We start from the raw sequence: 26,378 nt of genomic DNA on the forward strand, positions 1-26,378 counted from the left end.
TCAGGCTGCGCCGTCCGCAGAAGGCGGTGCTGGCTGGACGCGGGGGACAGGGGCCGTTTCGGCCCTGGTCCCAGGGATTTGCTGTCCGTAGCGCCGGTCTCCCGGCGTCCAGACCATATCGTCGTTTCTACTGAGGAACTCATGATGAAGCTTTCCAAGCTGCTTTGCGCCGTCACGGCCAGCCTGGCCCTGCTGGTGGCTGCTGCACCCGCCGCGCGCGCCGATGACAACGTGATCCGCGTCGGTACCGATGCCACTTTCCCGCCGATGGAATTCGTCAAGGATGGCAAGCGCACCGGCTTCGACATCGAACTGATGGAAGCCCTGGCCAAGACCATGGGCAAGAAGATCCAGTGGATCGATATCGATTTCAAGGGCCTGATCCCCGGCCTCATCTCCAACCGTTTCGACATCGCTGCCTCGGCCATCTACATGACCGACGAGCGCCGCAAGGTCGTCAATTTCAGCGATCCCTATTACCGTGGCGGCCTGGCCGTGCTGGTGCGCCGTGATGACACCAGCATCAAGGTGCCGGAAGACCTCAATCGCGGCAAGCGCGTCTCGGTGCAAGTTGGTACCAAGTCGGTGAGCTACCTGCGCGACAACTTCCCCGGCGTGGAGCGCGTGGAGGTTGAAAAGAACCAGGCCATGTTCGATCTGCTGGCCACCGGTCGCGTCAATGCGGTCGTGACTGGCCGTCCGGCCGCAGTGGAATATGCCCGCACCCAGCCCCTGGTGCGCGTGCTGGACAAGGGCCTGACCACCGAGCTGTATGGCTTCGCGCTGCGCAAGAACGATACCGCGCTGGTCGAGCAGCTCAACAAGGCCCTGCAGACCCTGCGCATGAACGGGACCTACGACGCGCTCACCGACAAGTGGTTCACCCGCAAAGACTGAGGTCCTGAGCGCCAGGCCTGACAGGTCTGCCGGGCGCTCTCATTTCCCCGTCCATGGTTGACCCGGTCCGCCCTGCGCTGACCGGGCAAGCGACTCCTTTTGCCGGAGCACCTCATGAAACTGGATTTTTCGGGCGTCTGGGACAGTTGGCCCTCGCTCCTCCACGGTACCCTCGTGACCGTGGAAATCACCGCCGCTTCGCTGGTGCTGGGATGCGCGCTGGGCCTGCTGGTCGGCCTGGGACGCTTGAATCCGCAACGCCGTACGCTCTACGCGGCCTGCACTTTTTACCTCACGCTGGTGCGCGGGACACCCTTGCTGGTGCAACTGTTCCTGTGGTTCTTCGGACTGCCGCACGTGGGCGTGATCCTGCCGGCCTATGTGTGCGGCATCCTGGGGCTGGGCATCTACAGCGGGGCCTACGTATCGGAAATCGTGCGCGGCTCCATCCAGTCCATCGAGCGTGGCCAGATGGAAGCGGCGCGCTCGCTGGGCTTGCCCTATCGCATGGCGATGCGCCGCGTGGTCCTGCCGCAGGCCTTCGTGCGCATGATCCCGCCGCTGGGCAATGAATTCATCGCGCTGATCAAGAATTCCGCGCTGGTGTCGCTGCTGACCATCGCCGACCTGATGCACGAAGGCGAGAAGATCATCAGCATCACCTATCGTTCGCTGGAAACCTATCTGGTCATCGCGCTCATCTATCTCGTGCTCACCAGCGTGACCACGCTGGTACTACGGCGCATCGAGAAAGTCCTGCGTTCGGAAGGGAGGGTGTGATGCAACCGGCCATCGTCGACATCAAGGGCTTGCGCAAATCGTTTGGCAGCCACCTTGTCCTGAAAGACATCGACTTTACCGTCGCCCCCAGCCAGGTAGTGGTCATCATCGGTCCCAGCGGCAGCGGCAAGAGCACCTTGCTGCGCTGCCTGAACGGGCTGGAAACCGCCGAGGGCGGGACCGTGGTGGTCTGTGGCCATCCGGTAGTGGAGGGCGGACGCATGATGCCCGAGCCGATGCTCGATGCCCTGCGCGCCGAGGTGGGCATGGTGTTCCAGTCCTTCAACCTGTTCCCGCACCTGAACGTGCTGGACAACATCACCCTGGCGCCCACCTGCCTGCGCGGCGTGCCGCGCAAGACGGCGCAGGAGCAAGGCCTGCGGCTGCTCAGGAAGGTCGGGCTGGAGCACAAGGCCCGCGACTATCCCGGCACCTTGTCCGGCGGGCAGAAGCAGCGCGTGGCGATTGCCCGCGCACTGGCCATGGAACCCAAGGTGATGCTCTTCGATGAGCCCACCTCGGCGCTGGACCCGGAACTGGTCGGTGAAGTGCTGCAGGTGATGAAGGACCTGGCCGGCGAAGGCATGACCATGCTGATCGTCACCCATGAAATGGGCTTTGCGCGCGAGGTCGCCGATGTGGTCGTGGTGATGGACCATGGCAGCATCGTCGAATCCGGTCCGCCTTCCGGGATCTTTACTTCACCCCGGGAAGCTCGTACCCGCAGTTTCTTGCAAACCATGCTGGCTCGGGAGGTGGTACATGGCGCCTGAGGTCCATCCTGCGCCGGCTTGCGGCATGGTGGCGCGCGCCAGTGCCATCGAGTTCGTAGGCGAGCTGGGGCGCATTGCCGCCGTCCCCTGGAAGAACGAGGGCGGCCAGACCCGCGAACTCTGTGTGGAACCGCCCGAGGCCGATTTCGGCAGCTTCGTGTGGCGTGCCAGCGTGGCCGATGTGGGCGCGGATGGTGCGTTTTCCACCTTTGCCGGCATCGATCGCACCATCGTCCTGCTCGAAGGCGGCGGCTTCACCATGCATAGCGAGGGCCGGCAGCTGCACGACCTGGCAAAGGTCTTCGTTCCTTATCCCTTCCCGGGTGAACAGGCCATCACGGTACAGCTGCATGGCGCGCCCACGCTGGATTTCAACCTGATGGTACGGCGCGAATACGCCGAGGGCAGGGTGGTGGTGCTGGCCCAGCAGCATGCACGCAGCCTGCCCAGGCACAGCGTACTGGTGTACGTGGCGCAAGGGGCGGCCAGCCTGTCGGATGAGTACGGCCTGCAGCAGCCCCTGCGCCGGGGCGAGTTTGCGCGCCTGCGCGAAGACCCCGCTATGCGCTTGCCCGAGCTGGCATGTACACCGGGCTCGGTAGTGCTGGTAGTCTGCATTCTTCGAACCACTGACAAGGATCTTTCATGTAAGCGATGAAGGCGCCGGCGCCACGCTGATTCCACCCGCCAACAGCGGCAGCGCGATGTCCGGCATACACCAGGAACGCATCTGCATCACGCCAACCCGTGCATGGTTTGCGTTCCACAGAACCGCCAAAGAAAAAAGGTGAGCACATGGTTTCGCTTGGCGAACATACGCCGCAACACCTGCACCAAACTTCCGCTGCTGAACAGCCGGGAGATGCGCTGTTCTGCCCCCTGGCCCTGCTGCCGGAAGGCTGGCGCAGCGATGTAATGCTGCGCTGGGATGCGGCCGGCACACTGGTCGAGGCCAGCCCGGCGAGCGCTCCCGGACAGGCCAGAACGGCTGGCGGCCCGGTCATCGCCGGCATGCCCAATTTGCATTCGCACGCTTTCCAGCGTGCCATGGCCGGCCTGACCGAAGTCATGGGCAGTCCTGCCGATTCGTTCTGGAGCTGGCGCAAGCTGATGTACCGCTTTGCCCAGCGCCTGCAGCCCGAGCACCAGGAAGCCATTGCACGCCATCTCTATATCGAGATGCTCAAGGCCGGCTATACCTCGGTCTGCGAATTCCATTACCTGCATCACGCTCCCGGCGGCGCGCCCTATGCCGACCGCGCCGAACTCGCCCTGCGCCTGATGCAGGCTGCCGGGGACGCCGGCATCGGCATGACCTTGCTGCCGGTGCTGTACCAATATGCCGGCTTCGGCAGCCAGCCGGCTACCCCCGAGCAGGCGCGCTTCATCGGCTCGGCAGACAGCCTGCTGGCCCTGCGCGAGCACCTGCTGCACGCCTTGCCGGAAAATCCCATGCGGCGCTACGGGCTGGCGCCGCATTCCCTGCGCGCGGTCTCCCCCGAGGGCCTGGCGGACATGGTCAGTGGTCTGCGGCAGCAGCGGGGCGGGCAGGATGCGCCGATCCACATCCACATTGCCGAGCAATGGCGCGAGATCCAGGATTGCCTGGCCTGGTGCGGCCAGCGCCCGGTGCAATGGCTGCTCTCGCTGCAGGAAGTGGATGCCCGCTGGTGCCTCATCCACGCCACCCACATGGACCAGGGGGAATACCAGGCCGTGGCGGCCAGCGGGGCTGTGGTGGGCTTGTGCCCGACCACGGAAGCCAATCTCGGCGATGGCATCATCGATGCCGCCCAATTGCTGCAATCGGCGACCCCCTGGGGCATCGGCTCGGACAGCAATATCGCCATCAACCTGCGCTCGGAATTGCGCCTGCTGGAATATGGCCAGCGACTGCATCACCGCCGCCGCAACGTGCTGGCCTCGGAAGCGGCACCGGCCACGGCAGACCGCCTGTTCACGCAAGCCCTCGCGGGTGGCGCTGCCGCCAGCGGGCGGGCTGTTGCGGGACTGGCGGTGGGCCAGCGCGCGGACTTCGTGGTGCTCGATGGCGAGGACGTCAACCTGGCCGACCGCAGCCCGGCGCAACTGCTCTCGGCGCTGGTGTTTTGCGAGCATGATGGCCAGCCCATCCAGGATGTCTATGTCGGGGGGCGCCAGGTGGTGAGCGCAGGACGGCATCCTCTCCAGGACAGCGCCCGCCAGGCCTATCGCCGCGCCATTGCCGACTTGTTGAAGGATTGAAGGATTGAGGAATTGAGGACTCAATGATGCACGCCACGCCGCAAGAGATCTATGAACTTCGCCAGGGCAGCTCGCCTCTGCTCATTTCCATGCCGCACGTCGGCACGCGCCTGCCCGATGACCTGAAGGCCTCCTTCAGCGAGGTCGGCCTGCAGGTGGACGACACCGACTGGCACATCGACGAACTGTATGACTTCGCCGCCGACCTGGGCGCGTCGGTGATTCGTCCTTTTCATTCACGTTACGTGATCGATCTGAACCGGCCGGCCGACGGAAAGAGCCTGTACCCGGGACAGAACACCACCGGGCTCTGTCCGCTGACGACCTTCGACAACCTGCCGCTGTACCGCAGCGGCCGGGAGCCTGATGCCGACGAGATTGCGCGCCGCCTGCAGATCTACTGGCACCCTTATCACGCCGCCCTGCAGGCCGAACTGGCAAGGCTGAAAGCCTTGCATGGCTATGCACTGCTATGGGATGCGCACTCGATACGTTCGGTCATTCCCCACCTCTTCGAGGGCGAACTGCCGGTCTTCAATTTCGGCACGGCCAGCGGTGAGGCCTGCGCGCCCGGCCTGGGCGAGGACTTGCTGGCCCTGGCCGGGCAACTGGCGCCGCACTATCCGGCGGTGCTCAATGGCCGTTTCAAGGGCGGCTACATTACCCGCCATTACGGGCAGCCGGGCCAGCAGGTCCATGCCCTCCAGCTGGAACTGGCCCAGCGCAGCTACATGCAGGAGCAGGCACCTTACGCCCTGCAGGCACCGCTGGCACAACAGCTCAAGCCGGTGCTGGCGCAGCTGGTGGCGCGATTCATGGCCTATCGCCCCTGAACCGGCTGCCGGGCAGCTCCATTTGATCCAGCGCAAATGCGCGCCAGCTCTGGCGGCGCAGCCGGTGCGGCTTGATGCATGTCAAGTCCGTTCAGGTGAGCGGGGCTTAGTATGCAGTCATACCAAGTCAACGCAATCCAGTCACCTGCTGAGGTCATCATGTTCAAGAACATCCTGTTGGCAACCGATGGTTCCCGTCTGTGCAACGAATCCGTGAAGGCCGCCATCGCGCTGGCCAAGAGCTGCGGCAGCACGCTGGTCGGCTTGTCGGTGGCAGGCAACCTGCGGGCCTTGTCGATCCCTGAAGTGAGTGTCGGCGTCGATGTGGCACGTACCGAAGAAGCCGGCCGCGAACGCGCACTGGCCAGCGTCGAAATGATTACCGCGATGGCCCGCGAAGAAGGCGTGCCCTGCACGGTGCAGGTAGCCCAGGGCGGCCGTCCCTACGAAGAGATCATGCGCGTGGCCGAGCGCGAGCATTGCGATGCCATCATCATGGCCTCCAAAGCGCGCTCCACGCTGGGCCGCCTGTTGCTGGGCAGCCAGACGCAGAAGCTGCTGGCGCACAGCAAGGTGCCGGTGCTGGTGTATCGCTGATTGGCGAATAGATGAAGCAATGCGCTCGGCATCCGGGCGCATCGGACGGTTGAAAGGACCGTCATGAAGGTTTGTGGTGTGGAGGGTCGGGCCGTTCCTGTGGAGAGGGACGGCCCTTTTTTTATGGGCGCTCGCCAGGGCGCAGGGGCCGAAAGATTGGAGAAAAGCCACGGCCTTTGTTACAGTCTGGCCTTGTTTTGACGACCACACCAAGGAGCCGGCATTGACCACATCCCCTCACCAGGCCCAGGGCGGCAACGCCTTTACCCGATTCTTCGCGCATGAAGCCGCTGGCGGCATCGTGCTGGCCATCGCCGCGGTGCTGGCGCTGATCATCAGCAACAGCAGCTGGAAAGAAGCCTACGAAGCCTTCACCCGCGTTCCGGGCAAGGTCGACATCGGCGGTCTGGTGGTCCTGGCCAAGCCGCTGCTGCTGTGGGTCAACGACCTGTGGATGGCGGTGTTCTTCTTCCTGGTCGGGCTGGAAATCAAACGCGAATTCGTCGAGGGCGAACTGGCGTCCCGCAAGCAGGCCATCCTGCCGGCGGCGGCTGCCCTGGGCGGCATGCTGGTGCCGGCCGGCATCTATGCCCTCATCAACCTGGGAGATCCGGTGGCCTTGCGTGGCTGGGCCATCCCGGCGGCCACCGACATCGCCTTTGCCATCGGCATCGTCATGCTGCTGGGTTCGCGCGTACCGACCTCGCTGAAGGTCTTCCTGACCGCCGTAGCCATCATCGATGACCTGGGCGCCATCGTGGTCATTGCCTTGTTCTATACCGACAATCTCTCGCTGGGCATGCTGGCCGGTGCCGGCGTGGGCACGCTGGTGCTGCTGCTGCTCAATCGCAGCGGCGTGCGCCGTGCCGATGTCTACATCGTCGTCGGCCTGGTGATCTGGGTGTGCGTGCTCAAGTCGGGTATCCACGCCACGCTGGCCGGTGTGGTCACGGCCCTGGCCATCCCCATGCGCGATGCCCGAGGCGAGCCGCTGGCCGGTGCCCTGGAGCATGGCCTGCATCCCTGGGTGGCCTTCCTGGTGCTGCCCATGTTTGCCTTCGCCAATGCCGGCGTGTCTTTCGAGGGCATGTCACTGGGCAATCTGTTTGAGCCTATCCCGCTGGGCATCATGGGCGGCCTGGTGCTGGGCAAGACCATAGGCGTGTTCGGCGCCGCCTGGCTGATGATCCGCAGCGGCCTGGCAGCCGCCCCAGCCGGTGCCAGCACCAGGCAGTTCGTGGGGGTGTGCATGCTGTGCGGGATCGGCTTCACCATGAGCCTTTTCATCGGCGGACTGGCTTTCCAGGGACTGACCCCCGACTTTGAAGCCAAACTCAAACTGGGCGTGCTGGGAGGTTCCATCCTGGCGGGCCTGCTGGGCACAGTGGTGTTGTGGCGAAAAGAGATATCACCAGCGTGAACATCACGGCGCAATCTCTTTCTGCGCGTTCCGATAGACACAATGCTTGGCAAAAACATCACAAATTCGCGCGCAAAACGCACCAAGTCGCCATTTGACGACGTTTAGCCAACTTTCGGTTTTGCAATGCAAAAAATTATATAAAAAATAAGTTCTTGCACACCATTAGTGCGATTCCTAGGGGAAAGGGGGGCAAGGAGGGCCTTCCGTTTCCACATCGCGAAGTGAATCCATGCGACAACGAAACGCGCGCAGCGAGCTCGGCCATGAATTGCTGCTGCGCAGAACAAGCGATTCTTTACATCACCTTTTGGCAGTAGCAAGATACTTCCACGGGCCTGTAGCGGCGCGGCGTGGAAGGGCGCCGATGCTGACACTACTGACAACAGCGCCCGCAGCAAGTCGGGGATATTGTCGTTTCGACATTTTCACCCCTTGGGACGATAAGCCAGGCGAATAACAGCCCGGCCATCAAAATCAGAGGAGACAAGCATGAAACTGATGGAATTGCTCATGAGCTACGGTAGCCAGGCACTGGTGTGGTACGCGATGTACGTGATCGTGGGCAGCTGTGCTTTCGGTGCCTACGTCTGGCGCCGCACGCATTTCGGTCACTGATCCTCTCACACTCACCTCGACGCAGCCTGGGCTGAACCCCGGCGCTGCGTGTCTGACGCAAGGCGAGGGCACAGAACCAGTACTGGCCTGAAGCATGCCGTTTTCCATCCCGCGCAAGGGCGAGGACATGGGAGCGGTGCCGTGCTGGTAACCCGCGCGCCTCGTGTTTTCATCAATGCTTTGACCTGCCTGAGCGGCGGGGGGCGCCCGTTGGGCGCTCCCCGCCGTTTGTCGTTCCGGCTTGCCTGCGGGCCTGCCGGGCGCTTCGTGCTTCATGTTCCCGAGATCAAAAAAAGCTGCACCGCAGCTTTATTTTCTGTTTTTGCGGTGCTATTCTCCAATCCGCGCAAACGTTTGCGCACTTATAACGGCGTCTATCTTCTAGGAAACGCCGGCAACATCAATACTGGAGACCCAGATGAACAAATTCACCCGCCGCCATTTCGCCATCGCCGCCCTGGCATGTGCAGTCCTTCCCGGTGCCGCCCTGGCACAGACTCCGGCCAAGCCCAAGGTGGCCCTGGTCATGAAGTCGCTGGCCAACGAGTTCTTCCTGAACATGGAGAACGGTGCCCGCGAATACCAGAAGGCCAACGCCAGCAAGTTCGACCTGATCGCCAACGGCATCAAGGACGAGCAGGACACTGCCAACCAGATCAAGATCGTCGAGCAGATGATCGTCTCCAAGGTCAATGCCCTGGTGATCGCCCCGGCTGACTCCAAGGCCCTGGTGCCGGTGGTCAAGAAGGCCATCGATGCCGGCATCATCGTGGTCAACATCGATAACAAGCTCGACGACGCCGCCCTGAAGGAAAAGGGCATCACCGTGCCCTTCGTGGGCCCCGACAATCGCAAGGGCGCCAAGCTGGCCGGCGACTTCCTGGGCAAGCAACTGCAGAAGGGTGACAAGGTCGCCATCATTGAAGGCGTGTCAACCACCTTCAACGCACAGCAGCGCACCCTGGGCTTCCAGGATGCGATGAAGGATGTCGGTGCCAATGTGGTGACCGTGCAGTCGGGCCAGTGGGAAATCGACCAGGGCAACAAGGTCGCCTCCTCGATCCTGAACGCGCATCCTGACATCAAGGCCATCCTGGCCGGCAATGACAACATGGCGCTGGGCGCCGTGGCTGCCATCCGTGCCGCTGGCAAGACCGGCAAGGTGCAACTGGTGGGCTACGACAACATCAACGCCATCAAGCCGATGCTGAAGGATGGCCGCGTGCTGGCCACCGTCGACCAGTTCGCCCAGCAGCAAGCCGTCTTCGGCATCGAGACCGCGCTCAAGGCCGTGACCGAGAAGAAGCCGCAAAGTGCCCTGGGTGGCGTGGTCGAGACCAAGGTCTCGCTGGTCACCAAGTAATACCGACGCTCGTTAGCGTCTTCTCTGCAAGGTGCCTGCGCCCGTGACCGGGCGCAGGGCTTTGCCTCTCCCTCCTTGTGCGCTACAGAACCATGCAGCCCAACGACTCTCCCTCCCAAGCTTCGCCCTTGCTGACCTTGTCCGGCATCGGCAAGAGCTATGCCGCACCGGTGCTCGATGGCATCGACCTGGACCTGCGTGCGGGCCAGGTGCTGGCCCTGACCGGCGAAAACGGCGCCGGCAAGAGCACGCTTTCCAAGATCATCTGCGGCCTGGTCGATGCCAGCGCCGGCGGCATGACCCTGGATGGCCAGCCCTATGCACCGACATCGCGCACCCAGGCTGAAGGCCTGGGCATCCGCATGGTGATGCAGGAACTGAACCTGATCCCCACGCTGTCGATTGCCGAAAACCTGTTCCTGGAAAAACTGCCGCGCCGCTTCGGCTGGATCGACCGCAAGAAGCTGGCCGAGGCCGCCCGCGCCCAGATGGAAGTGGTCGGACTGGGTGAGCTGGACCCGTGGACGCCGGTGGGCGACCTGGGCCTGGGCCACCAGCAGATGGTCGAGATCGCGCGCAACCTGATCGGCAGCTGCCGCTGCCTGATCCTGGACGAACCCACGGCCATGCTGACCAACCGCGAGGTGGAGTTGCTGTTCTCGCGTATCGAGCGCCTGCGCGCCGAAGGCGTGGCCATCATCTACATCTCGCACCGGCTGGAAGAATTGAAGCGCATCGCCGACCGCATCGTGGTCCTGCGCGATGGCAAGCTGGTCTGCAATGACGATATCGGCCGCTATTCGACCGAGCAACTGGTGCAATTGATGGCCGGTGAGCTGACCAAGGTTGATCTGGATGCCGAACACCGCCGCATCGGTGCCCCGGTGCTGCGCATTCGCAGCCTCGGACGTGCTCCAGTCGTGCAGCCGGCCAGCCTGGCGCTGCATGCAGGTGAAGTGCTGGGCATTGCCGGACTGATCGGCTCCGGCCGGACCGAACTCCTGCGCCTGATCTTTGGCGCAGATCGTGCCGATCAGGGCGAGATCTTCATTGGCGACAGCCAGCAGCCTGCGCGCATCCGCAGTCCCAAGGATGCGGTCAAGGCCGGTATCGCCATGGTCACCGAAGACCGCAAAGGGCAGGGTTTGCTGCTGCCGCAAGCCATCAGCGTGAACACCTCGCTGGCCAACCTGGGCAGCGTGAGCCGCGCTGGCATGCTCGATCACGCGGCCGAGAGCAGCGTGGCACAGGATTATGTGAAGAAACTGCGCATACGCAGCGGCAGCGTGGCACAAGCCGCCGGAGAACTGTCGGGCGGCAACCAGCAGAAAGTGGTGATTGCCCGCTGGCTGTACCGCGATTGCCCCATCATGCTGTTTGACGAACCCACGCGCGGCATCGACATCGGCGCCAAGTCCGATATCTATCGCCTCTTCGCCGAACTGGCGGCGCAGGGCAAGGGCTTGCTGGTGGTCTCCAGCGACCTGCGCGAGCTGATGCAGATCTGTGACCGCATCGCCGTCATGAGCGCAGGCCGCATTGCCGACACCTTCAGCCGCGATGACTGGTCGCAGGAGCGCATCCTGGCGGCCGCCTTCAGCGGTTATGTGGGACGCCAGGAAGCCGCCGCGGCGGCGCACGTGGCCGGCAACACCGCCTGAGCGGCCAGACCCTGCAGCCCCGACTATCAACTGCCAAGAATCAACGAGACAGATGCAAACTTCTTCCTCTACCCCCGCCGCCAGCCGGCAAGCGGCCTACCTGGCCGGTTTCAAGAACTACCTGGGCCTGATCGCGGCCTTGCTGGCCATGTGCGTGATGTTCGCCTTCCTGAGCGAGAACTTCCTCAGCGCGGCTACCTTCATTACCCTCTCCAATGACATCCCGCCGCTGGTGGTGATGTCGGTGGGCATGACCTTCATCCTCATCATCGGCGGCATCGACCTCTCGGTCGGTTCAGTGATGGCGCTGGCGGCCTCCATGCTGTCCATGGCCATGGTGCGCTGGGGCTGGCCGCTGTACGCTGCGGCACCGCTGGGCGTGGTGGTGGCGGCGCTGTGCGGCACGCTGACCGGACTGGTCTCGGTGCACTGGCGCATTCCTTCCTTCATCGTCTCGCTGGGCGTGCTGGAAATCGCGCGCGGCCTGGCTTACCAGGTCACCAACTCGCGCACCGAATACATCGGCAGCGCCGTGGACGTGATCAGCTCGCCTATCCTCCTCGGCATGTCGCCGGCCTTCCTGTCGGCCATCGCCATCGTCATCATTGCGCAACTGGTGCTGACCCGCACCGTCCTGGGCCGCTACTGGATCGGCATCGGCACCAATGAAGAAGCGGTGCGCCTGTCCGGCGTGAACCCCAATCCCAGCAAGATCCTGGCCTTCGCGCTGATGGGTGCGCTGGCCGGTATCGCGGCGCTGTTCCAGGTCTCGCGCCTGGAAGCGGCCGATCCCAATGGCGGCGTGGGCATGGAGCTGCAGGTCATCGCGGCGGTGGTCATCGGCGGCACCAGCCTGATGGGCGGCCGGGGCTCCATCGTGAGCACCTTCATCGGTGTGCTGATCATTTCGGTACTGGAAGCAGGCCTGGCCCAGGTCGGCGTGAGCGAACCGATGAAACGCATCATCACCGGCGCCGTCATCGTGGTGGCCGTGATCCTGGACACCTATCGCCGTCGCGGCCAACGCCACGCGCGCTGAGCGAAGACGCCATGGCCACCATCAAGGATGTCGCCAGGCTGGCCGGGGTGTCCTATACCACGGTCTCGCATGTGCTCAACCAGACGCGCCCGGTCAGCAGCGATGCCCGTGAGCGCGTGCTGGCCGCCGTCAAGGAACTGGACTACGTGCCCAGCGCGCTGGCGCGTTCATTGCGCAGCAAGGTCACCGGCAGTATCGGCCTGATCATTCCCAACAACACCAACCCGTACTTCTCGGAGCTGGCACGCGGGATCGAAGACCACTGCTATGGCGCCGGGTACAGCGTCATCCTCTGCAATTCGGACGATGATCCGGACAAGCAGCGCGATTACCTGCAGGTCCTGCAGACCAAGCGCTGCGATGGCCTCATCATCGCGACCCTGAACCAGGCCGATCTCAACCCGGCGGGCAAGCTCGATATTCCGACCGTTCTGCTGGACCGTGCGCCCAAGGAACTGGACATCGACCTGGTCAGCACCGACAACGCACTCGGCGGCAGCCTGGCGGCGCGCCACTTACTCGAGCTGCAGCGCCGCCATGTGGCCTGCATCGCCGGGCCGGATGGGCTGGAACTGTCGGACGAACGCGTACAGGGTTTCCGCCAGACACTGCAGGCGGGTGGCCTGGCGCTGGCCGAGGGCGACCTGCTGCATGCGGATTTCAGCGGCATCGGCGGCTATCAGGCCGCCATGCAATTGCTGCAGGGGAGGGACGAAGGACAACGTCCGGACGCCATCTTCTGCTGCAACGACATGATGGCCATCGGTGTGCTGCGTGCCGCCGGTGAATTGCAGATCGAGGTGCCGGGCGAATTGTCGGTGGTGGGTTTCGACGATATCGAATTGGCGCAATTCGTTCATCCGCCACTGACCACGGTGGCCCAAAATACCCGCAAGCTGGGCAACCTGACGGCGCAGTTCCTGCTCGAACGCATCGCCGACCCCAGCCTGCCGGCGCGCCGCGAGACGGTGGCGCCGCAACTCCAGCGGCGCGGCTCGACCGCCCCGCGCCTCAAGCAGAACTGAACACGTCACAACGCAACTGAACAAAGAGAACAAAGAGAACACACATGATCGTCATCATCGGCAGCGTCAACATGGACCTGGTCTTGCGCGTACCGCGCATGCCCTTGCCGGGTGAAACCCTGGCCGGCGAAAAATTCATGACCATCCCCGGCGGCAAGGGCGCCAACCAGGCCGTGGCCTGTGCCCGCCTGGCCGCGCCCGGTACCAGCGTGGCGATGGTCGCCTGCGTGGGCGACGACGCCTTCGGTGGCCAGATGCGCGACTCCATTACTGCCTGCGGCATCGATGACCGCTACATCGACCAGGTGGCGGGCGAAGCCACCGGCATCGCCTCCATCATGGTCGACGCCCATGCCCAGAACAGCATCGTCATCGCCGCCGGCGCCAATGGCCGGCTGGATGTGGAACGCATCGAGCGCGCCCGCCCGCTCATCGAGCAGGCCGCCATCGTGCTGCTGCAATTGGAGGTGCCGATGGACACCGTCATCCACAGCATCGAACTGGCTCACGCCCTGGGCAAGACCGTGGTGCTCAATCCTGCACCGGCACAAGCCTTGCCCCGTGAACTGCTGCAGAAGATCGATTACCTGATCTTGAATGAAATCGAAGCGGCCATGCTGGCCGAGGAGCAGTCGGAAGATATCCCGCTGCTGGCACGCAAGCTTCACGCATTGGGCGCTCGCAACGTGGTGGTAACGCTGGGCGAGAAGGGCGTCTATGGATCCTTCGCCGATGGCCAGCAGCGCCACGTTCCGGCGCGCAAGGTGCAGGCGGTCGATACCACCGCTGCGGGCGACACTTTCATCGGCGGCTTCATCGGCGCCATTGCACAAGGCCGCGACCAGTTCGACGCCATTGCCTATGCCCAGGCCGCGGCTGCGCTCAGCGTCACGCGTGTGGGCGCCCAAACCTCCATTCCCACGCGCGACGAAGTCGTGCTCTGATTTCTTCTTCCTTCATTGCCATGAAAAAGACTGCCTTGCTCAACGCCGCCATTTCCCAGCTCATTGCCACCATGGGCCATGGCGATACCCTGGTCATCGGTGACGTCGGCCTGCCAGCGCCGGCGGGCGTTCCTGTGATCGATCTGGCCGTCACCCGTGGCGTGCCTGATTTCATGACCGTGCTCAAGACGGTGCTCAGCGAATTGCAGGTGGAATTCCACGTCGTGGCCGATGAAATGCAGAGCGTCAGCCCGGCACTGTCTGCGCAGATCGCCGCGCTGGAGTTGCCGCAACGCCGCAGCATGTCGCATGAGGATTTCAAGCAGGCCACCGCGCGCGCCAAGGCGTACATCCGCACGGGGGAATGCACGCCTTACGCCAACATCATCCTCGGTTCAGGCGTGGTGTTTTAAGCAAAGCAAATTGTCAGGAAATACATTTACACATCTAGTTGTGTGATGACTTTGCGACACTTCCATAAATAGTCACTTGTCCCTGTTGTTTGGTGTGCGCTGATGTCGCATCATGCTGGCTACAGAAAAGTTCAAGGGAACTGCGTTCGCGCTGTTCAATAAAAAGAAGCTGGATTTTCGAGGAAGCGGAAGAGACAGAACAATAAATGAACAGCATAGGGAACCAGCATGTTTGCATATTTCGGAAACCTCAAGGTCGCAGTGCGCCTGGCGGCAGTGTTCGCCGTCATCGTGGCCCTGCTGGCGGTGGTCAGCGTCACGGCCTTCGTCAAGATCAACAACATCAATCGTGGTATCGACCAGATCGTCAATGACCGCTACCTGAAGGTCCGCTGGGCTTTCGACCTGCGCGATGGCGTCAATGAACAGATCAAGTACCTGCGCGGCATCGCCATCGATATCGACAACGTGCAGGCCAACGAAAAGCGATTCGGGCAGCTTGATGTTGCGGTCAAACAGACCAAGGAAGCCCTGGACAAGATCGCCGCGCGGCAGGTCACGGAAGTCGGCAAGAAGAAGATCAAGGTGCTCGATGACGCACGCCAGGCCTTCGATGCCAGCGAGCGTGAGTTCCTGGCGCTCATCCGCGCCGGCAAGAGCGATGCCGCTGACGACTACGTGCTGCGCAAGATCACCGATACCCAAAACAACTACCTGGCCTTGGCGCGTGCCTTCGCCGATTCCCAGGATAGCCAGCTCCAGGCAGAAGGCGCCAAGGCAGTGGCTGATGGCGCCCTGGCTATCCAGGTCACCCTGGCGTGTTCGGGCATGGCCGTGCTGGCCTCCATCATCCTCGGCTACCTGATGGCGCGCTCCATCGTCAGGCCGCTCAACGAGGCGGTCCGCGTGGCCGAGAACGTCGCCGCCGGCGACCTCACCACCCGCATCGAACCCCATTCCAAAGATGAAACCGGCCAGCTCATGGTGGCCCTGCGCAAGATGAACGACAACCTGGTCGACATCGTCTCCGGCGTACGGCGCAGTACTGACTCCATTGCCACCGCTTCGGGCGAAATCGCCAGCGGCAACCTGGATCTTTCGTCCCGCACCGAACAGCAGGCCGGATCGCTCGAAGAGACTGCCTCGGCCATGGAAGAGATGACCTCCACCGTGCGCCAGAACGCCGACAATGCACGCCAGGCCAACCAGCTGGCCACCACCGCCTCCGAGGTGGCCAAGCAGGGTGGTGAAATCGTCGGCCGGGTGGTTACCACGATGGAAGAGATCAACCAGTCCTCGCGCAAGATCGTCGACATCATCGGTGTCATCGATGGCATTGCCTTCCAGACCAACATCCTCGCCCTGAACGCGGCCGTGGAAGCAGCGCGTGCGGGTGAACAGGGACGCGGCTTTGCGGTAGTGGCCTCGGAAGTGCGTTCGCTGGCCCAGCGCTCGGCTGCTGCGGCCAAGGAAATCAAGGGCCTCATCAGTGACTCCGTGGCCAAGGTCGAGGGTGGCAGCGCGCTCGTGGCCGACGCCGGCAACACCATGGAACAGGTGGTCAGCAGCGTGCGCAGCGTCACCGACATCGTCGCCGAGATTTCGGCGGCCAGTGTCGAGCAGAGTACCGGCATCGAGGAAATCAACCGCGCCGTCGGCCAGATGGATGAAAGCACCCAGCAAAACGCCGCCCTGGTCGAACAGGCTGCGGCGGCTGCAGGCGCCCTGCAGGAGCAGGCGGCAAGGCTGGCCACGGCGATCAGCATCTTCAAACTGGCGCAAGGCGCGACCGTGACGCCGCCCCCCGTTGCCAAGCCCACACAAACCGTTCGGCCTGCGCCGGTGGTCAAGGCGGCACCCGCTCCCCGCGTCTTGCAGGCGAGCGCTGTGGCCACTGCGAAACCGGCAAGCAAGGCCGTGGCCCGCGCTGATGAAGATCTCTGGGAAACCTTCTGATTTGCCGCACTGTGGCAAAGACCCCGGCGTTGCCGCTCCTCTGACAAAGAAGCGGCTGGCCCTCCTATAGCGCTGGTTCTCCCGGAAGCTGATACTGTTGCGTTTGCACGATTCATCACAGTCAGCGAAAAGGGAAGACATGCGCGTGGGCGGGCATCCGGGAACGATAAGGGTGGCAACGATATGGGCGAAGGTAGCGAAGATCCTGGCATGGGCTGCGCTCATGCTGCTCGCCTTGATCGCCATGCTGGTATTGGCCATTGCGCTCCTCGACTGGAACCTGGCCAAGCCCTGGATCACGCACAAGCTTTCCACGGTGCTGGCCCGGGAGATCAGGGTCGACGGCCCGATCACCTTGGGCTGGTCGCTGGCGAAGAATGACAAGGGCGGCGCCGGCTGGCTGCCGCAACTGCATTTCACGGCGCGCGACCTGCACATCGGCAATCCCGACTGGGCCCGCAGTGCTGATCACCTCTTGCGTGCCCGCTCCCTGGACCTGCACTTTTCTCCCTTGCCGCTGCTGCGTTGGCACTGGCACATCACCGACCTGCGCGTGGACGGCCTGGACCTGGCCATGGAACGCGTGGACGACCAGCACAAGAGCTGGCGCTTCTCGGACCAGCCGCGCTCGCGCTGGAGTTTCGATATCCATCAGATCGTCTTCGAACGTGCCCTGATCCGTTATGTGGACCAGCCGCTCGATATGGACCTGCGTTTCGATGCGCGCCCGCTGGCCAGCCCCGCCAATGAGGCGGCGGAGGTCCGCAAGGAAGACGGCAAGGCGAGCACCGATCCCGCCAATCCCGCCGCTCTGGTCTTGCAGGCGGCAGTGTCCGGGCGCTTCAAGGAAGGCCGGGTGCAGGGCAGCCTGCGCGGCGGTGCCTTGCCTGACCTGCTCAACGAGGACAGCGTCTATCCGCTGCAGGCCGAGGGCGATGTGGGGGAGGTGCACACCGTCTTGTCCGGAAAGCTCGTCAACCCTCACCAATTGACCCGTGCCGACCTGCAGATCCGTCTCAGCGGTGAGAGCCTGGATCGTCTCTACGCGGCCAGCGGCGTTCCGCTGCCGGCCACGCGCCCTTTTACCACGCAAGGCCAGCTCAGCATCGTGCGCATCGATACCGAGACCCGCGCCTGGGACTGGCGCTATGAACACTTCACCGGCAAGGTCGGCCAGAGCGACTTCGCCGGTGATGCCCGCTACTATCGCGGCCCGCCCAAGAATCGCCTGAGCGTCAAGGCCGAGGCCGGATTGTTGCGCTTGTCGGATTACGTCCCTTTGTCCGGCAAGAAGCAGACCGATGATGCAGACAAGTCCAAGGCGCGCGTGCTTCCCGGGAATCCGGCCAAGCCCGAGCGCTGGGCCCAGCTGGATGCGGAAATCGGCTTGCATGCAAAGCGCGTGCAATTGCATTCGGACATCGAATTGCAGGACGCATCGACCACCTTGCGCCTGCAAGACCAGGTGCTGACCGCCGCGCCCCTGCAATTCGCATTGGCAGGCGGAAAGGGAGAAGGCGAGATCCGCCTCGACGGACGCCAGCCGGAGATCGGCGCGCAGCTGCAACTGCAATTGCAAGGGGTGCAGGTGCGCCAGCTGTTTCCGAAGCTGGGCAGGTTCGATGCCACCTTTGGCAAGGTCGACGGCCGGGCAACGCTATCGGGCAGCGGCAATTCGGTGGCGGCCATGCTGGCGCATGCCAACGGCGAGATCAAGGCGGACTTGAGCGAGGGCACCATCAGCCAGTTCATCCTGGAGGCGGCCGGCCTGAACCTGGCCAATGCCGTCTTCGCCAAGCTGTATCGCGACCAGCAGGTGAAGCTGCTGTGTGGTGCGGCCGATGTCAGCGTCAAGGATGGTCTGGCCCGGGTGCGCCACGGCATCCTCAACACCGAAGATGCGGCCATCGACATCCGGGGCCAGGTCGACCTGGGCAAGGAAACGCTGGCCCTGGACGTGGTCCCGCGGACCAAGCAGGTCCGCATCCTGTCGCTGCGCACGCCTTTGTATGTACGCGGCACCTTCGCCCATCCGGACATCGGCGCCAGCAAGGAGGGACTGGCCGCGCGGGCCGGTGCCGCCGCTGCCCTGGCATTGGTGGCACCGGCGGCGGCCGTGATCCCGCTCATTACGCCGGGGCAGAAGATTGCCGACGATTGCGCGCCGCATACGGCCGCAGCGCCTTCCTGAGCGGCCACGTGGTCCAGCCCGGCAGGAATATTTCGCGTGGACGGGAGCGTTTCGCGCGCAGCGGGAGTCATAAAGGCCAATCAACAAGAACGAGCAGGCCAACACGCAGCCGGTTGCCATTTGACGGGCAGCAATACCGGGTGGTCCTGACGGGGGATTTGTCCGCAAAACTGGCCGTATGGCCGGGGATTCCATTACCATGCCGACAAGCTCTGCCGTGACGATGCAAGTGTGTTGGCGGAAGACTCAATCAGAACAGCGCGACGAGGAAGGGCGTTATCTTGGATCAGCAAGCGGCAATGGACGGCAATTCACCCTTGAGCAGGGCGTATCGGCACGCTTTGCTGGAAGCCATCGACGATGGTTTTTGCATCATCGAATTCATCGATGGCCCGCACGGGCCGCTCAGTGACTACGTGCACATCGAAGCCAATTCCGGCTACTACCGGCACACCGGGATCGAGGGCATCGTCGGCAAGCGCCTGCGCGAAATCGAACCGGATAACGCCCAGGTCTGGCTGGACGTCTATGGACAGGTCCTGCTGACGGGCCAGCCGCTGCGTTTCGAACAGGAATTCCAGGCCGTGGGGCGCCACATCGAAGTCTCGGCCACGCGGGTGGGGCCGGTGGAGATGCGCCAGGTCTCGGTACTGTTTCGCGACATCACCGCGCGCCGCCGCACCGAAACCGCACTGCGTGAAAACGTCCAGCGCGTGCAGCTGGCACTGGAAGCGGGGGCCATCATCGGCACCTGGATCTGGGACATCCCCTCCGATCGCCTCAACGTCGATGAAGGTTTTGCGCAGGCCTTCGGGTTGGCCCCGGAGCGGGACCTGTCACAGCTCTCCATTGCCGATGTGATGGAGGCGGTCTATCCCGATGACCGCGACATGCTGTCGGCCCGCATCCGCGAAACCCTGGCGCGTGGCGGCACTTACGCGCATCAATACCGCACCCGCCGGCGTGACGGCCGCTACTACTGGCTGGAAGCCAACGGCCGTGTCGAACTGACGCCTGATGGCGTGCCCAGCACTTTCCCCGGGGTCCTGATCGACATCGAAGGCCGCCGCGCCGTGGAAGCCGAGCGTGATCGCGCGCTGGCGGCACTGCGCATCCTCAACGACACCCTCGAACAACGCGTGCAGGAGCGCACCCAGGCCTTGCTGGAAGCCGAAGAAGCCCTGCGCCAGGCGCAGAAGATGGAAGCCGTGGGGCAGCTCACGGGCGGACTGGCGCATGACTTCAACAATATCCTGGCGGGCATCAGCGGCAGCCTGGAACTCATGAAGGTGCGGCTGGCCCAGGGGCGTATCTCCGACATCGAACGCCATCTCAATGGTGCGCAATCCGCCGTCAAGCGTGCCGCCGCCCTGACGCAGCGCCTGCTGGCCTTCTCGCGCCGGCAGACGCTCGATCCCAAATCGGCCGACCTAAACCGCATCGTGGCCGACATGCATGACCTGATCGGCCGCAGCGTGGGTCCGGCCATCACGGTGGAGACCATTGCTGCGGGTGGCTTGTGGAATACCTTCGTGGACGTGGGGCAGCTTGAGAATGCTTTGCTGAACCTGTGCATCAACGCCCGCGACGCCATGCCGCACGGCGGACGGCTGACCATCGAGACCGCCAATCGCTGGCTGGACGATATCGCCGCCATGCAGCGTGGCGTGCAACCCGGCCAGTACGTGTCGCTGTGCGTGAGTGACACCGGCACCGGCATGTCGCCGGACGTGGTGGCGCGCGCCTTCGATCCTTTCTTCACCACCAAGCCGACCGGGCAGGGCACGGGGCTGGGGCTGTCCATGGTGTATGGTTTTGCCGGGCAGTCCGGCGGGGCCGTGCGCATTTACTCAGAACTGGGGCAGGGGGCCACGATCTGCATCTATCTGCCGCGCCACCTGGGCGAAGCCGGCGAAGACGAGTTGCCGCTGCCCGACGAGAACATGGCCGCGTCCACGCCGGGCAGCAAGACCATCCTGGTGGTCGATGACGAACCGCTGGTGCGCATGGTCACGGTGGAAGTGTTGAGCGATCTCGGCTACAACGTGCTGGAGGCTGAAGACGGGCCTTCGGCCCTCAAGCTGCTCGTGGCGTATCCGGAGCTGGATTTGCTGGTCACCGATGTGGGTCTGCCCAATGGCATGAACGGCCGCCAGCTGGCCGATGCCATCCGCGCGCCACGCCCGGAATTGCCGGTGCTCTTTGTGACCGGGTATGCCGAGAATGCGGTGCTCAATCATGGACATCTTGAGCGCGGGATGCAGGTGCTGACCAAGCCGTTTGCGGCCGATGTGCTGGCGCGCCGTGTGAAAGAACTGATTGGTGACGAAGGGCTCACGCCCGGCTGATGGCGCGCCAGCCATTGCGCCTGCCGACAGATAATGCAATTTCGCAGCATCTGATCGCCGTTTCGTCGCATCCCGCTATCGTCCCGCTTCGGGCCTCAGCACAATCGCTCCATCGATTTGCTGAAAGCCCGCCATGTCCCTCACCCCCGTCATTGCCCTGCACCTGAGCATCGCGCTTGCCGCTGTCCTCCTGGGGCCCGTCGCCTTATGGACCCGGCTGGGCCGCACGGTACGGCCTCGATGGCACCGTCTCCTGGGCTATGCCTGGTTGACGTGCATGGTCATCACCGTGCTCTCGTCGCTCTTCATCCGTTCACATGACCTGCCCAACATTGCGGGATACACGCCGCTGCATCTGCTGGTGCCAGTGACGGCCTTGCTGCTCTGGCGCGGGTTCTCTGCAGTCATGCGGGGGGACATCGCGCTGCACCGGCGCCTCATGCAACGGGTGTATATCGGCGCTTGCCTGGTGGCCGGCGCTTTCACCTTGCTGCCTTCGCGTTATCTGGGGCAACTGGTCTGGGGGCAATGGCTGGGCTGGCTCTGAGGTCTAGATCGCCGCGCCGAAGAAGGAACCGATCGCCGCCGTGCAACCCATGGCCAGCGAGCTCCACAAACTCACCCGCAGGGCGCCCTTCCACAAATTGGCGCCACCCGTCTTGGCGGCGACTGCGCCCAGTACCGCCAGCGAGAGCAGGGCGGCGATGACGATGGCCGGCAGCAGCGTAGCCGCAGGCGCCAGCAAGACCACCGCCAGCGGCAAGGCCGCGCCGACCGCAAAGCTCAGGGCCGAGACCACCGCTGCCTGCACCGGTCGCGCCGCCGTGGTTTCGGAAATGCCCAGTTCATCGCGCGCATGTGCATCGAGGGCATCGTGCGCCATCAGTTGCGTGGCAACCTGGTGCGCGGTTTCCTGGTTCAGCCCGCGTCGCATGTAGATGCCCATCAGTTCGCGGTGTTCGCCTTCCGGGTCCATGGCCAGCTCCTCGCGCTCCTGGCTCAGGGCAGCGTGTTCACTGTCGGCCTGTGAATGCACGGAGACATATTCGCCGGTGGCCATCGACATGGCCCCTGCGACCAGACCGGCCACGCCGGTCAGCAATACGTTCTCATGCGTGGCATTGGCCGCTACCACGCCCACCAGCAGACTGGCGGTGGAGACGATGCCGTCATTGGCACCGAGAACGGCGGCACGCAGCCAGGAGATGGCGTCGACCTTGTGATGTTCGAGATGGAATTTGGCCATGGCACTTCTGTTCATATGCGGGTTGCGGAATGGCGCAGATTCTAGGGCGGCACTGCCGCAAAGGCCACGACAATTAGCGAAAATGAGGGCAATTCGTATTTGGATGAGGTACGGATGACGCAGCCCGGTCATCATTTGTCCCACGAGGATGACAGGCGTGATGAGGGCCCTCTTCAGGCGCAGACTTATGCCATTGCCGGGCTCGGCTTGCTAGAGTCGATGCACGCGCGTGAGCCGCCCATGGGCGATTGCTCCGAACAATCCGTCGCATTCATGCATCAAGGGAGATTTCATCATGGCTGATCGCAAGCCCAAGCCCGCCATCGCCATCGTGGCCGGCATCCTTGTCCTGGCGCTCATCGGCGGCCTGGCGCTGCTGGGATTTTTCCAATCCTCCGGCCACAGTTGAGCACACTCACACCGCGTTGAGCGGAATCTTCAGATAGCGCACGCCATTGGCTTCGGCCGGCGGCATCTGGCCGGCGCGCATGTTGACCTGGACCGAGGGCAGCAACAGGGTTGGCATGTCCAGCGTGGCATCGCGCGCGCTGCGCATGGCGACGAAGGCGTCTTCACTGATGCCTTCATGCACGTGGATGTTGTGCTGGCGCTCTTCAGCCACGGTGGTCTCGAAGCGCAGTTCGCGGCCACCCGGCTGATAGTCGTGGCACATGTAGAGCCGGGTCTGCGGCGGCAGCGACAGTACGGCATGGATGGAGCGGAACAGCCGCCGCGCATCGCCGCCCGGAAAGTCGCAACGTGCGGTCCCATAGTCCGGCATGAAGAGGGTGTCGCCGACAAAGGCGGCGACCTCATCCGCCTCCTCCACCACATAGGTGATACAGGCCGGCGTATGGCCCGGCGTGTGCATCACGCGCGCCTGCAACTGGCCGATGTGGAAGGTCTCGCCCTCGGTGAAGAGGTGATCGAACTGGCTGCCGTCGTGTTCAAACTCGGTCCCCGCGTTGAAGAGCTTGCCAAAGACCTGCTGTACCTGGCGAATATGCTCGCCAATGGCAATGCGGCCGCCCAGCTTCTGCTTCAGGTAGGGCGCGGCGGAGAGGTGGTCGGCATGGGCATGGGTTTCCAGGATCCATTGCACCGTGGCGCCCAGCGCCTGTACCCGCGCGATCAGGTGATCGGCGCTGCGGGTGGAGGTGCGCCCGGACTTGGGATCGTAGTCGAGCACGCTGTCCACCAGCGCGCATTGCAAGGTGGAGCGATCCAGCACGATGTAGCTGACGGTACTGGTGGCGGGGTCAAAGTGGCCTTCGATATGCAGTTTGTCCATGGGCGGTCCTGGGGTTGTTTCTTCACATTCAACTGTACGGCTGAGGGCGGGAGCCGCTGGGCAAGGGCTTGCGGCCTGTGTTTTCGTTCATTTCGCCTGAAGGCGGTCGATCCAGGCGAACAGCAGCATACCAGCCAGCATCGCCAGGACAAACGCCAAGCCCTTCAGGGATCCCATGCCCAGCAACACTAGCGCCGGACCCGGACAGATGCCCGCCAGGCCCCAGCCGAACCCAAACAGCACACTGCCCAGCACCAGCCGCCGGTCGATCCCGCGTGCAGTGGGCAATTGCATGGGCGCGCCCAGTAGCGACCGGGACCTGCGGCGCGCCAGGGCAAAGGCCGGCATGCCGATGGCGATGGCGCCGGCCATCACCAGGGCCAGCGAGGGATCCCATTGACCGGCCAGATCAAGAAAACCCAATACCTTGGCCGGATCGGCCATCCCCGACACGATCAGGCCCAGGCCGAACAGCAGCCCGGCGGCCAGGGCGGCGAGCTTGCGCAGCGGATTCATGGCAGCGCTCCCTGCAGTGCAAGCACGTGGCGCAACAGGTAGACGGTCAAGAAGCCGGCCAACATGAAGCAGGCCGTCGCCACCGCCGAGCGCAGCGACAGGCGCGACAAGCCGCACACGCCATGGCCGCTGGTGCAGCCTGCGCCGTAACGCGTCCCGACGCCCACCAGCAATCCGGCCAGGAGAATGACCGGGATGCCAGCATCGATGCCAATGGCGGGCAAACCAGTCGCCAGCGCATGGAGCACGGGCGCCAGCAGCAAGCCCAGCACGAACATCCAGCGCCAGCCATTGCCCTCGGCACGCGCGCAAAGCAGTCCGGCGACAATGCCGCTGATGCCGGCAATGCGGCCGTTGCACAGCACCAGGAGCGAGGCCGCCAATCCGATCAGCAGGCCGCCGGCCAGCGATGCGCCGGGGGTAAAGGCATTCCATGCAATGTCCATGCTCACTCCTTGGGACAATAAAGTTGATACATCAGCCCCAGCATCTCCAGCAAGCGTGGATCGCTGACCCGGTAATAGACACGCTTGCCCTCGCGCCGCGTACTGACCACTCCCTCATTGCGCAACACGCCGAGTTGCTGCGACAGCGTTGGCTGGCGAATGTCGAGCGCTTCTTCCAGCTCACTGACGCACATCTCCGCTTGGGAAAGCTGGCACATCAGCAGCAGCCGGTCTTCGTTGGCGAGCACTTTCAGCGCTGCCACCGCTTGCCCGGCAGCGCGGCGCATGGGGTCGGCCTGTATCGGGGCAGGACTTGTCATGGGGAATTATTATTCATTAATATATTATATTGAAATGTATAATAATTCTGTCGCATGCCGAGTGCAAGCTGAATCGAAAAGAAAAGAGGGAGGTCGCAGGCTGTGGTATTTCCAGCGCAGCGGTCATGTCGACCTGCCGGACAGTTCAGGAAGCGGCGTGCAGCAGGTCAATCATGTGCCGGCTGGCCTGCTTGGCGGCCGCCATGGCTTCCTCGGCAAAGGCAAACGGGGCATCCTCGCCACAGAATTGCAGTACGCCATTGATATAGAGATCCCAGGTCCAGCCACTGCCGGTGTCACCCGGACATTTGAGCTCTATCCTGACCAGCTCGTCGCGATACCTGAAAAGTGCCTTCCTCATCGTGCCCGCCGGATTTCTTATAGTGAAGCAGCAAGTCAGACCGAGCTTGCCCCTGAGTGGCCAAAGTGTACGCTATTACCACGTTGTTAATAATGGTATTGGTTTGCATATAGTTACGCAAACTCTCCGTGACAACGATGAGCCGCAGAGGGTTTCGAGCGGCAACCTTGGGTGACGCATCAGAGGGGACGCGGGCCGCCCGTCAGCAGGCGGTCGAGCAATTCGTCGTAGTGATGCTGGGGCGTGGTGATGGCGTAGAAGCTTTCCACCAGTTCGCTGGTCTGTCCGGCCACCACCAGGGTGCCGTTGCGCAGCTCATCCTGCACCACCACTTCCGGCAGGACGGTGAGCCAGCCACTGTCGCGCGCGATCAGGCGCAGCATGGCCATGTCATCGACCTCGGCGCGCAGGCGCGGGCGGACATCGCTGGAGATGCAGAGGGCATCGAACTGCATGCGCAGGGCGTGGCGCGGCCCGGGCAGGGCCATGTCTATCCCTTCCAGGTCTTGCGGAATGCGCAGGCTGCGCGCTTCCCAGCGGTGCGCCGGCCCTACTACCGAGACCGCCTGGCTGCCCAGGAAGCGGCAGTGCAGGGGGCGATCCGGGTCGGAAGGGACGGTCTCGTTGGCCAGGACTACGTCGAGCTGGTGCTGCATGAGCCGCTCCAGCAAGCCTTCCAGCAGCCCCGACTCCAGCGTCAGCGAGACCGAGGGGTCCGAGAGCATGGGGCGGATCCAGTTTTCCTGGTAGTTACGCGACAGCGTGGCCACGCTGCCCACCCGCAAGCGCGTGACCCCCGCCGAACGGCCTTCCAGCCGGCCCAGCATCTCCTGGCTCAGGCCGAAAATATTGTCGGCATAGTTGAATACCAGCTGCCCGGTGTCAGTCAAGCTCAGGCGTCGTCCTTCGCGCAGGAACAGATCTTCATCAAGCTGCTTTTCCAGCTGACGAATCTGCGCCGAGACTGCCGATTGCGAGGTATGCAATTCCTCGGCCGCCCGCGTCAGGTGCCCGAGCTTGGCAACCCGCCAGAAATAGCGCAGATGATGAAAGTTAAGCTGTTCTAGGCGCATCGTTCGTATTTATCAATGAATTC

The 26,378-nt window shown here is 63.5% G+C and carries 26 protein-coding genes; 19 read left to right on the top strand and 7 right to left on the bottom strand.

The genetic code is table 11. The features are described from left to right. Positions 1–144: 144 nt before the first annotated feature. The 19 genes from ACLRDN_RS12465 (at position 145) to ACLRDN_RS12555 (ending at position 21,649) form a co-directional block, all read left to right on the top strand. Complete coding sequence (locus tag ACLRDN_RS12465) at positions 145–897, top strand: glutamine ABC transporter substrate-binding protein (RefSeq protein WP_413460388.1); 753 nt, start codon at positions 145–147, stop codon at positions 895–897. A gap of 114 nt (positions 898–1,011) precedes the next feature. Next, positions 1,012–1,677: an amino acid ABC transporter permease gene (locus tag ACLRDN_RS12470; protein ID WP_413460281.1), complete on the top strand. Its 666-nt coding sequence runs from the start codon at positions 1,012–1,014 to the stop codon at positions 1,675–1,677. Then, entirely contained in the window at positions 1,677–2,450 is a 774-nt protein-coding gene (locus ACLRDN_RS12475) for an amino acid ABC transporter ATP-binding protein (RefSeq protein WP_413460282.1), read from the top strand. Before ACLRDN_RS12470 ends, ACLRDN_RS12475 begins: the two co-directional genes overlap by 1 nt. Beyond that, a complete protein-coding gene (locus ACLRDN_RS12480) occupies positions 2,440–3,108 on the top strand; it encodes a HutD family protein (protein ID WP_413460283.1) in 669 nt (222 codons plus the stop codon). Before ACLRDN_RS12475 ends, ACLRDN_RS12480 begins: the two co-directional genes overlap by 11 nt. Positions 3,109–3,245: 137 nt before the next feature. Then, positions 3,246–4,694, top strand: coding sequence for a formimidoylglutamate deiminase (locus tag ACLRDN_RS12485; protein ID WP_413460284.1), 1,449 nt, complete (start codon positions 3,246–3,248; stop codon positions 4,692–4,694). Positions 4,695–4,717: 23 nt separating this feature from the next. Further along, positions 4,718–5,527 carry an N-formylglutamate deformylase gene (gene hutG / locus ACLRDN_RS12490; protein ID WP_413460285.1) on the top strand — a complete coding sequence of 270 codons (810 nt, stop codon included), beginning with the start codon at positions 4,718–4,720 and terminating at the stop codon, positions 5,525–5,527. A gap of 159 nt (positions 5,528–5,686) precedes the next feature. After that, on the top strand, positions 5,687–6,124 hold the full coding sequence (locus ACLRDN_RS12495; protein WP_088753959.1) for a universal stress protein: 438 nt from the start codon (positions 5,687–5,689) through the stop codon (positions 6,122–6,124). A 223-nt stretch (positions 6,125–6,347) separates the two neighbouring features. Continuing rightward, positions 6,348–7,544, top strand: coding sequence for a Na+/H+ antiporter NhaA (nhaA, locus tag ACLRDN_RS12500; protein WP_413460286.1), 1,197 nt, complete (start codon positions 6,348–6,350; stop codon positions 7,542–7,544). A 492-nt stretch (positions 7,545–8,036) separates the two neighbouring features. Further along, a complete protein-coding gene (locus ACLRDN_RS12505; RefSeq protein WP_255475291.1) occupies positions 8,037–8,162 on the top strand; it encodes a hypothetical protein in 126 nt (41 codons plus the stop codon). A 418-nt stretch (positions 8,163–8,580) separates the two neighbouring features. Next, on the top strand, positions 8,581–9,525 hold the full coding sequence (locus ACLRDN_RS12510) for a sugar ABC transporter substrate-binding protein (RefSeq protein WP_413460287.1): 945 nt from the start codon (positions 8,581–8,583) through the stop codon (positions 9,523–9,525). A gap of 92 nt (positions 9,526–9,617) precedes the next feature. Continuing rightward, on the top strand, positions 9,618–11,186 hold the full coding sequence (locus ACLRDN_RS12515; RefSeq protein WP_413460288.1) for a sugar ABC transporter ATP-binding protein: 1,569 nt from the start codon (positions 9,618–9,620) through the stop codon (positions 11,184–11,186). A gap of 52 nt (positions 11,187–11,238) precedes the next feature. Next, positions 11,239–12,225: an ABC transporter permease gene (locus ACLRDN_RS12520; RefSeq protein ID WP_413460289.1), complete on the top strand. Its 987-nt coding sequence runs from the start codon at positions 11,239–11,241 to the stop codon at positions 12,223–12,225. A gap of 11 nt (positions 12,226–12,236) precedes the next feature. Further along, positions 12,237–13,250, top strand: a complete 1,014-nt coding sequence (locus ACLRDN_RS12525) for a LacI family DNA-binding transcriptional regulator (protein WP_413460290.1) — start codon at positions 12,237–12,239, stop codon at positions 13,248–13,250. A gap of 44 nt (positions 13,251–13,294) precedes the next feature. Beyond that, complete coding sequence (rbsK, locus tag ACLRDN_RS12530; protein WP_413460291.1) at positions 13,295–14,194, top strand: ribokinase; 900 nt, start codon at positions 13,295–13,297, stop codon at positions 14,192–14,194. Between the two features lie 20 nt (positions 14,195–14,214). After that, positions 14,215–14,607, top strand: coding sequence for a D-ribose pyranase (gene rbsD / locus ACLRDN_RS12535; RefSeq protein WP_413460292.1), 393 nt, complete (start codon positions 14,215–14,217; stop codon positions 14,605–14,607). A 228-nt stretch (positions 14,608–14,835) separates the two neighbouring features. Further along, positions 14,836–16,563 carry a methyl-accepting chemotaxis protein gene (locus tag ACLRDN_RS12540; protein WP_413460293.1) on the top strand — a complete coding sequence of 576 codons (1,728 nt, stop codon included), beginning with the start codon at positions 14,836–14,838 and terminating at the stop codon, positions 16,561–16,563. A gap of 139 nt (positions 16,564–16,702) precedes the next feature. Continuing rightward, positions 16,703–18,754, top strand: coding sequence for an AsmA family protein (locus ACLRDN_RS12545; RefSeq protein ID WP_413460294.1), 2,052 nt, complete (start codon positions 16,703–16,705; stop codon positions 18,752–18,754). 299 nt (positions 18,755–19,053) lie between these two features. Beyond that, positions 19,054–21,102 carry a response regulator gene (locus ACLRDN_RS12550; RefSeq protein ID WP_413460295.1) on the top strand — a complete coding sequence of 683 codons (2,049 nt, stop codon included), beginning with the start codon at positions 19,054–19,056 and terminating at the stop codon, positions 21,100–21,102. Between the two features lie 133 nt (positions 21,103–21,235). Continuing rightward, entirely contained in the window at positions 21,236–21,649 is a 414-nt protein-coding gene (locus ACLRDN_RS12555) for a DUF2306 domain-containing protein (RefSeq protein ID WP_413460296.1), read from the top strand. 3 nt (positions 21,650–21,652) lie between these two features. Here ACLRDN_RS12555 and ACLRDN_RS12560 read toward each other — a convergent pair whose 3' ends face one another. From ACLRDN_RS12560 to ACLRDN_RS12590, 7 genes are all read right to left on the bottom strand, one after another. Beyond that, positions 21,653–22,348 (bottom strand): VIT family protein, encoded by a 696-nt coding sequence (locus tag ACLRDN_RS12560; RefSeq protein WP_413460297.1) that lies wholly within the window; start codon positions 22,346–22,348, stop codon positions 21,653–21,655. Between the two features lie 415 nt (positions 22,349–22,763). Further along, positions 22,764–23,639, bottom strand: coding sequence for an MBL fold metallo-hydrolase (locus tag ACLRDN_RS12565; protein ID WP_413460298.1), 876 nt, complete (start codon positions 23,637–23,639; stop codon positions 22,764–22,766). A gap of 87 nt (positions 23,640–23,726) precedes the next feature. Continuing rightward, complete coding sequence (locus ACLRDN_RS12570) at positions 23,727–24,155, bottom strand: DUF6691 family protein (RefSeq protein ID WP_413460299.1); 429 nt, start codon at positions 24,153–24,155, stop codon at positions 23,727–23,729. Next, entirely contained in the window at positions 24,152–24,601 is a 450-nt protein-coding gene (locus ACLRDN_RS12575) for a YeeE/YedE family protein (RefSeq protein WP_413460300.1), read from the bottom strand. The genes ACLRDN_RS12570 and ACLRDN_RS12575 overlap by 4 nt, the downstream gene beginning before the upstream one ends. A gap of 2 nt (positions 24,602–24,603) precedes the next feature. Further along, positions 24,604–24,921, bottom strand: coding sequence for an ArsR/SmtB family transcription factor (locus ACLRDN_RS12580; protein ID WP_413460301.1), 318 nt, complete (start codon positions 24,919–24,921; stop codon positions 24,604–24,606). Between the two features lie 145 nt (positions 24,922–25,066). Further along, positions 25,067–25,282 (bottom strand): hypothetical protein, encoded by a 216-nt coding sequence (locus ACLRDN_RS12585; RefSeq protein WP_413460302.1) that lies wholly within the window; start codon positions 25,280–25,282, stop codon positions 25,067–25,069. Positions 25,283–25,461: 179 nt separating this feature from the next. After that, on the bottom strand, positions 25,462–26,355 hold the full coding sequence (locus ACLRDN_RS12590) for a LysR family transcriptional regulator (protein ID WP_413460303.1): 894 nt from the start codon (positions 26,353–26,355) through the stop codon (positions 25,462–25,464). Positions 26,356–26,378 lie beyond the last annotated feature (23 nt).

The sequence above is a fragment of the Herbaspirillum huttiense genome, from assembly GCF_047300815.1.
Classification (GTDB): Bacteria; Pseudomonadota; Gammaproteobacteria; order Burkholderiales; family Burkholderiaceae_D; genus Herbaspirillum; species Herbaspirillum huttiense_A.

What these genes read in the sequence shown, in the direction of transcription:
- ACLRDN_RS12465 (WP_413460388.1), top strand. Translation starts at nt 145, where the DNA reads ATGAAGCTTTCCAAGCTGCTTTGCGCCGTCACGGCCAGCCTGGCCCTG.
- ACLRDN_RS12470 (WP_413460281.1), top strand. Translation starts at nt 1,012, where the DNA reads ATGAAACTGGATTTTTCGGGCGTCTGGGACAGTTGGCCCTCGCTCCTC.
- ACLRDN_RS12475 (WP_413460282.1), top strand. Translation starts at nt 1,677, where the DNA reads ATGCAACCGGCCATCGTCGACATCAAGGGCTTGCGCAAATCGTTTGGC.
- ACLRDN_RS12480 (WP_413460283.1), top strand. Translation starts at nt 2,440, where the DNA reads ATGGCGCCTGAGGTCCATCCTGCGCCGGCTTGCGGCATGGTGGCGCGC.
- ACLRDN_RS12485 (WP_413460284.1), top strand. Translation starts at nt 3,246, where the DNA reads ATGGTTTCGCTTGGCGAACATACGCCGCAACACCTGCACCAAACTTCC.
- hutG (WP_413460285.1), top strand. Translation starts at nt 4,718, where the DNA reads ATGATGCACGCCACGCCGCAAGAGATCTATGAACTTCGCCAGGGCAGC.
- ACLRDN_RS12495 (WP_088753959.1), top strand. Translation starts at nt 5,687, where the DNA reads ATGTTCAAGAACATCCTGTTGGCAACCGATGGTTCCCGTCTGTGCAAC.
- ACLRDN_RS12505 (WP_255475291.1), top strand. Translation starts at nt 8,037, where the DNA reads ATGAAACTGATGGAATTGCTCATGAGCTACGGTAGCCAGGCACTGGTG.
- ACLRDN_RS12510 (WP_413460287.1), top strand. Translation starts at nt 8,581, where the DNA reads ATGAACAAATTCACCCGCCGCCATTTCGCCATCGCCGCCCTGGCATGT.
- ACLRDN_RS12515 (WP_413460288.1), top strand. Translation starts at nt 9,618, where the DNA reads ATGCAGCCCAACGACTCTCCCTCCCAAGCTTCGCCCTTGCTGACCTTG.
- ACLRDN_RS12520 (WP_413460289.1), top strand. Translation starts at nt 11,239, where the DNA reads ATGCAAACTTCTTCCTCTACCCCCGCCGCCAGCCGGCAAGCGGCCTAC.
- ACLRDN_RS12525 (WP_413460290.1), top strand. Translation starts at nt 12,237, where the DNA reads ATGGCCACCATCAAGGATGTCGCCAGGCTGGCCGGGGTGTCCTATACC.
- rbsK (WP_413460291.1), top strand. Translation starts at nt 13,295, where the DNA reads ATGATCGTCATCATCGGCAGCGTCAACATGGACCTGGTCTTGCGCGTA.
- rbsD (WP_413460292.1), top strand. Translation starts at nt 14,215, where the DNA reads ATGAAAAAGACTGCCTTGCTCAACGCCGCCATTTCCCAGCTCATTGCC.
- ACLRDN_RS12540 (WP_413460293.1), top strand. Translation starts at nt 14,836, where the DNA reads ATGTTTGCATATTTCGGAAACCTCAAGGTCGCAGTGCGCCTGGCGGCA.
- ACLRDN_RS12545 (WP_413460294.1), top strand. Translation starts at nt 16,703, where the DNA reads ATGCGCGTGGGCGGGCATCCGGGAACGATAAGGGTGGCAACGATATGG.
- ACLRDN_RS12550 (WP_413460295.1), top strand. Translation starts at nt 19,054, where the DNA reads ATGGACGGCAATTCACCCTTGAGCAGGGCGTATCGGCACGCTTTGCTG.
- ACLRDN_RS12555 (WP_413460296.1), top strand. Translation starts at nt 21,236, where the DNA reads ATGTCCCTCACCCCCGTCATTGCCCTGCACCTGAGCATCGCGCTTGCC.
- ACLRDN_RS12560 (WP_413460297.1), bottom strand. Translation starts at nt 22,348, where the DNA reads ATGGCCAAATTCCATCTCGAACATCACAAGGTCGACGCCATCTCCTGG.
- ACLRDN_RS12565 (WP_413460298.1), bottom strand. Translation starts at nt 23,639, where the DNA reads ATGGACAAACTGCATATCGAAGGCCACTTTGACCCCGCCACCAGTACC.
- ACLRDN_RS12570 (WP_413460299.1), bottom strand. Translation starts at nt 24,155, where the DNA reads ATGAATCCGCTGCGCAAGCTCGCCGCCCTGGCCGCCGGGCTGCTGTTC.
- ACLRDN_RS12575 (WP_413460300.1), bottom strand. Translation starts at nt 24,601, where the DNA reads ATGGACATTGCATGGAATGCCTTTACCCCCGGCGCATCGCTGGCCGGC.
- ACLRDN_RS12580 (WP_413460301.1), bottom strand. Translation starts at nt 24,921, where the DNA reads ATGACAAGTCCTGCCCCGATACAGGCCGACCCCATGCGCCGCGCTGCC.
- ACLRDN_RS12585 (WP_413460302.1), bottom strand. Translation starts at nt 25,282, where the DNA reads ATGAGGAAGGCACTTTTCAGGTATCGCGACGAGCTGGTCAGGATAGAG.
- ACLRDN_RS12590 (WP_413460303.1), bottom strand. Translation starts at nt 26,355, where the DNA reads ATGCGCCTAGAACAGCTTAACTTTCATCATCTGCGCTATTTCTGGCGG.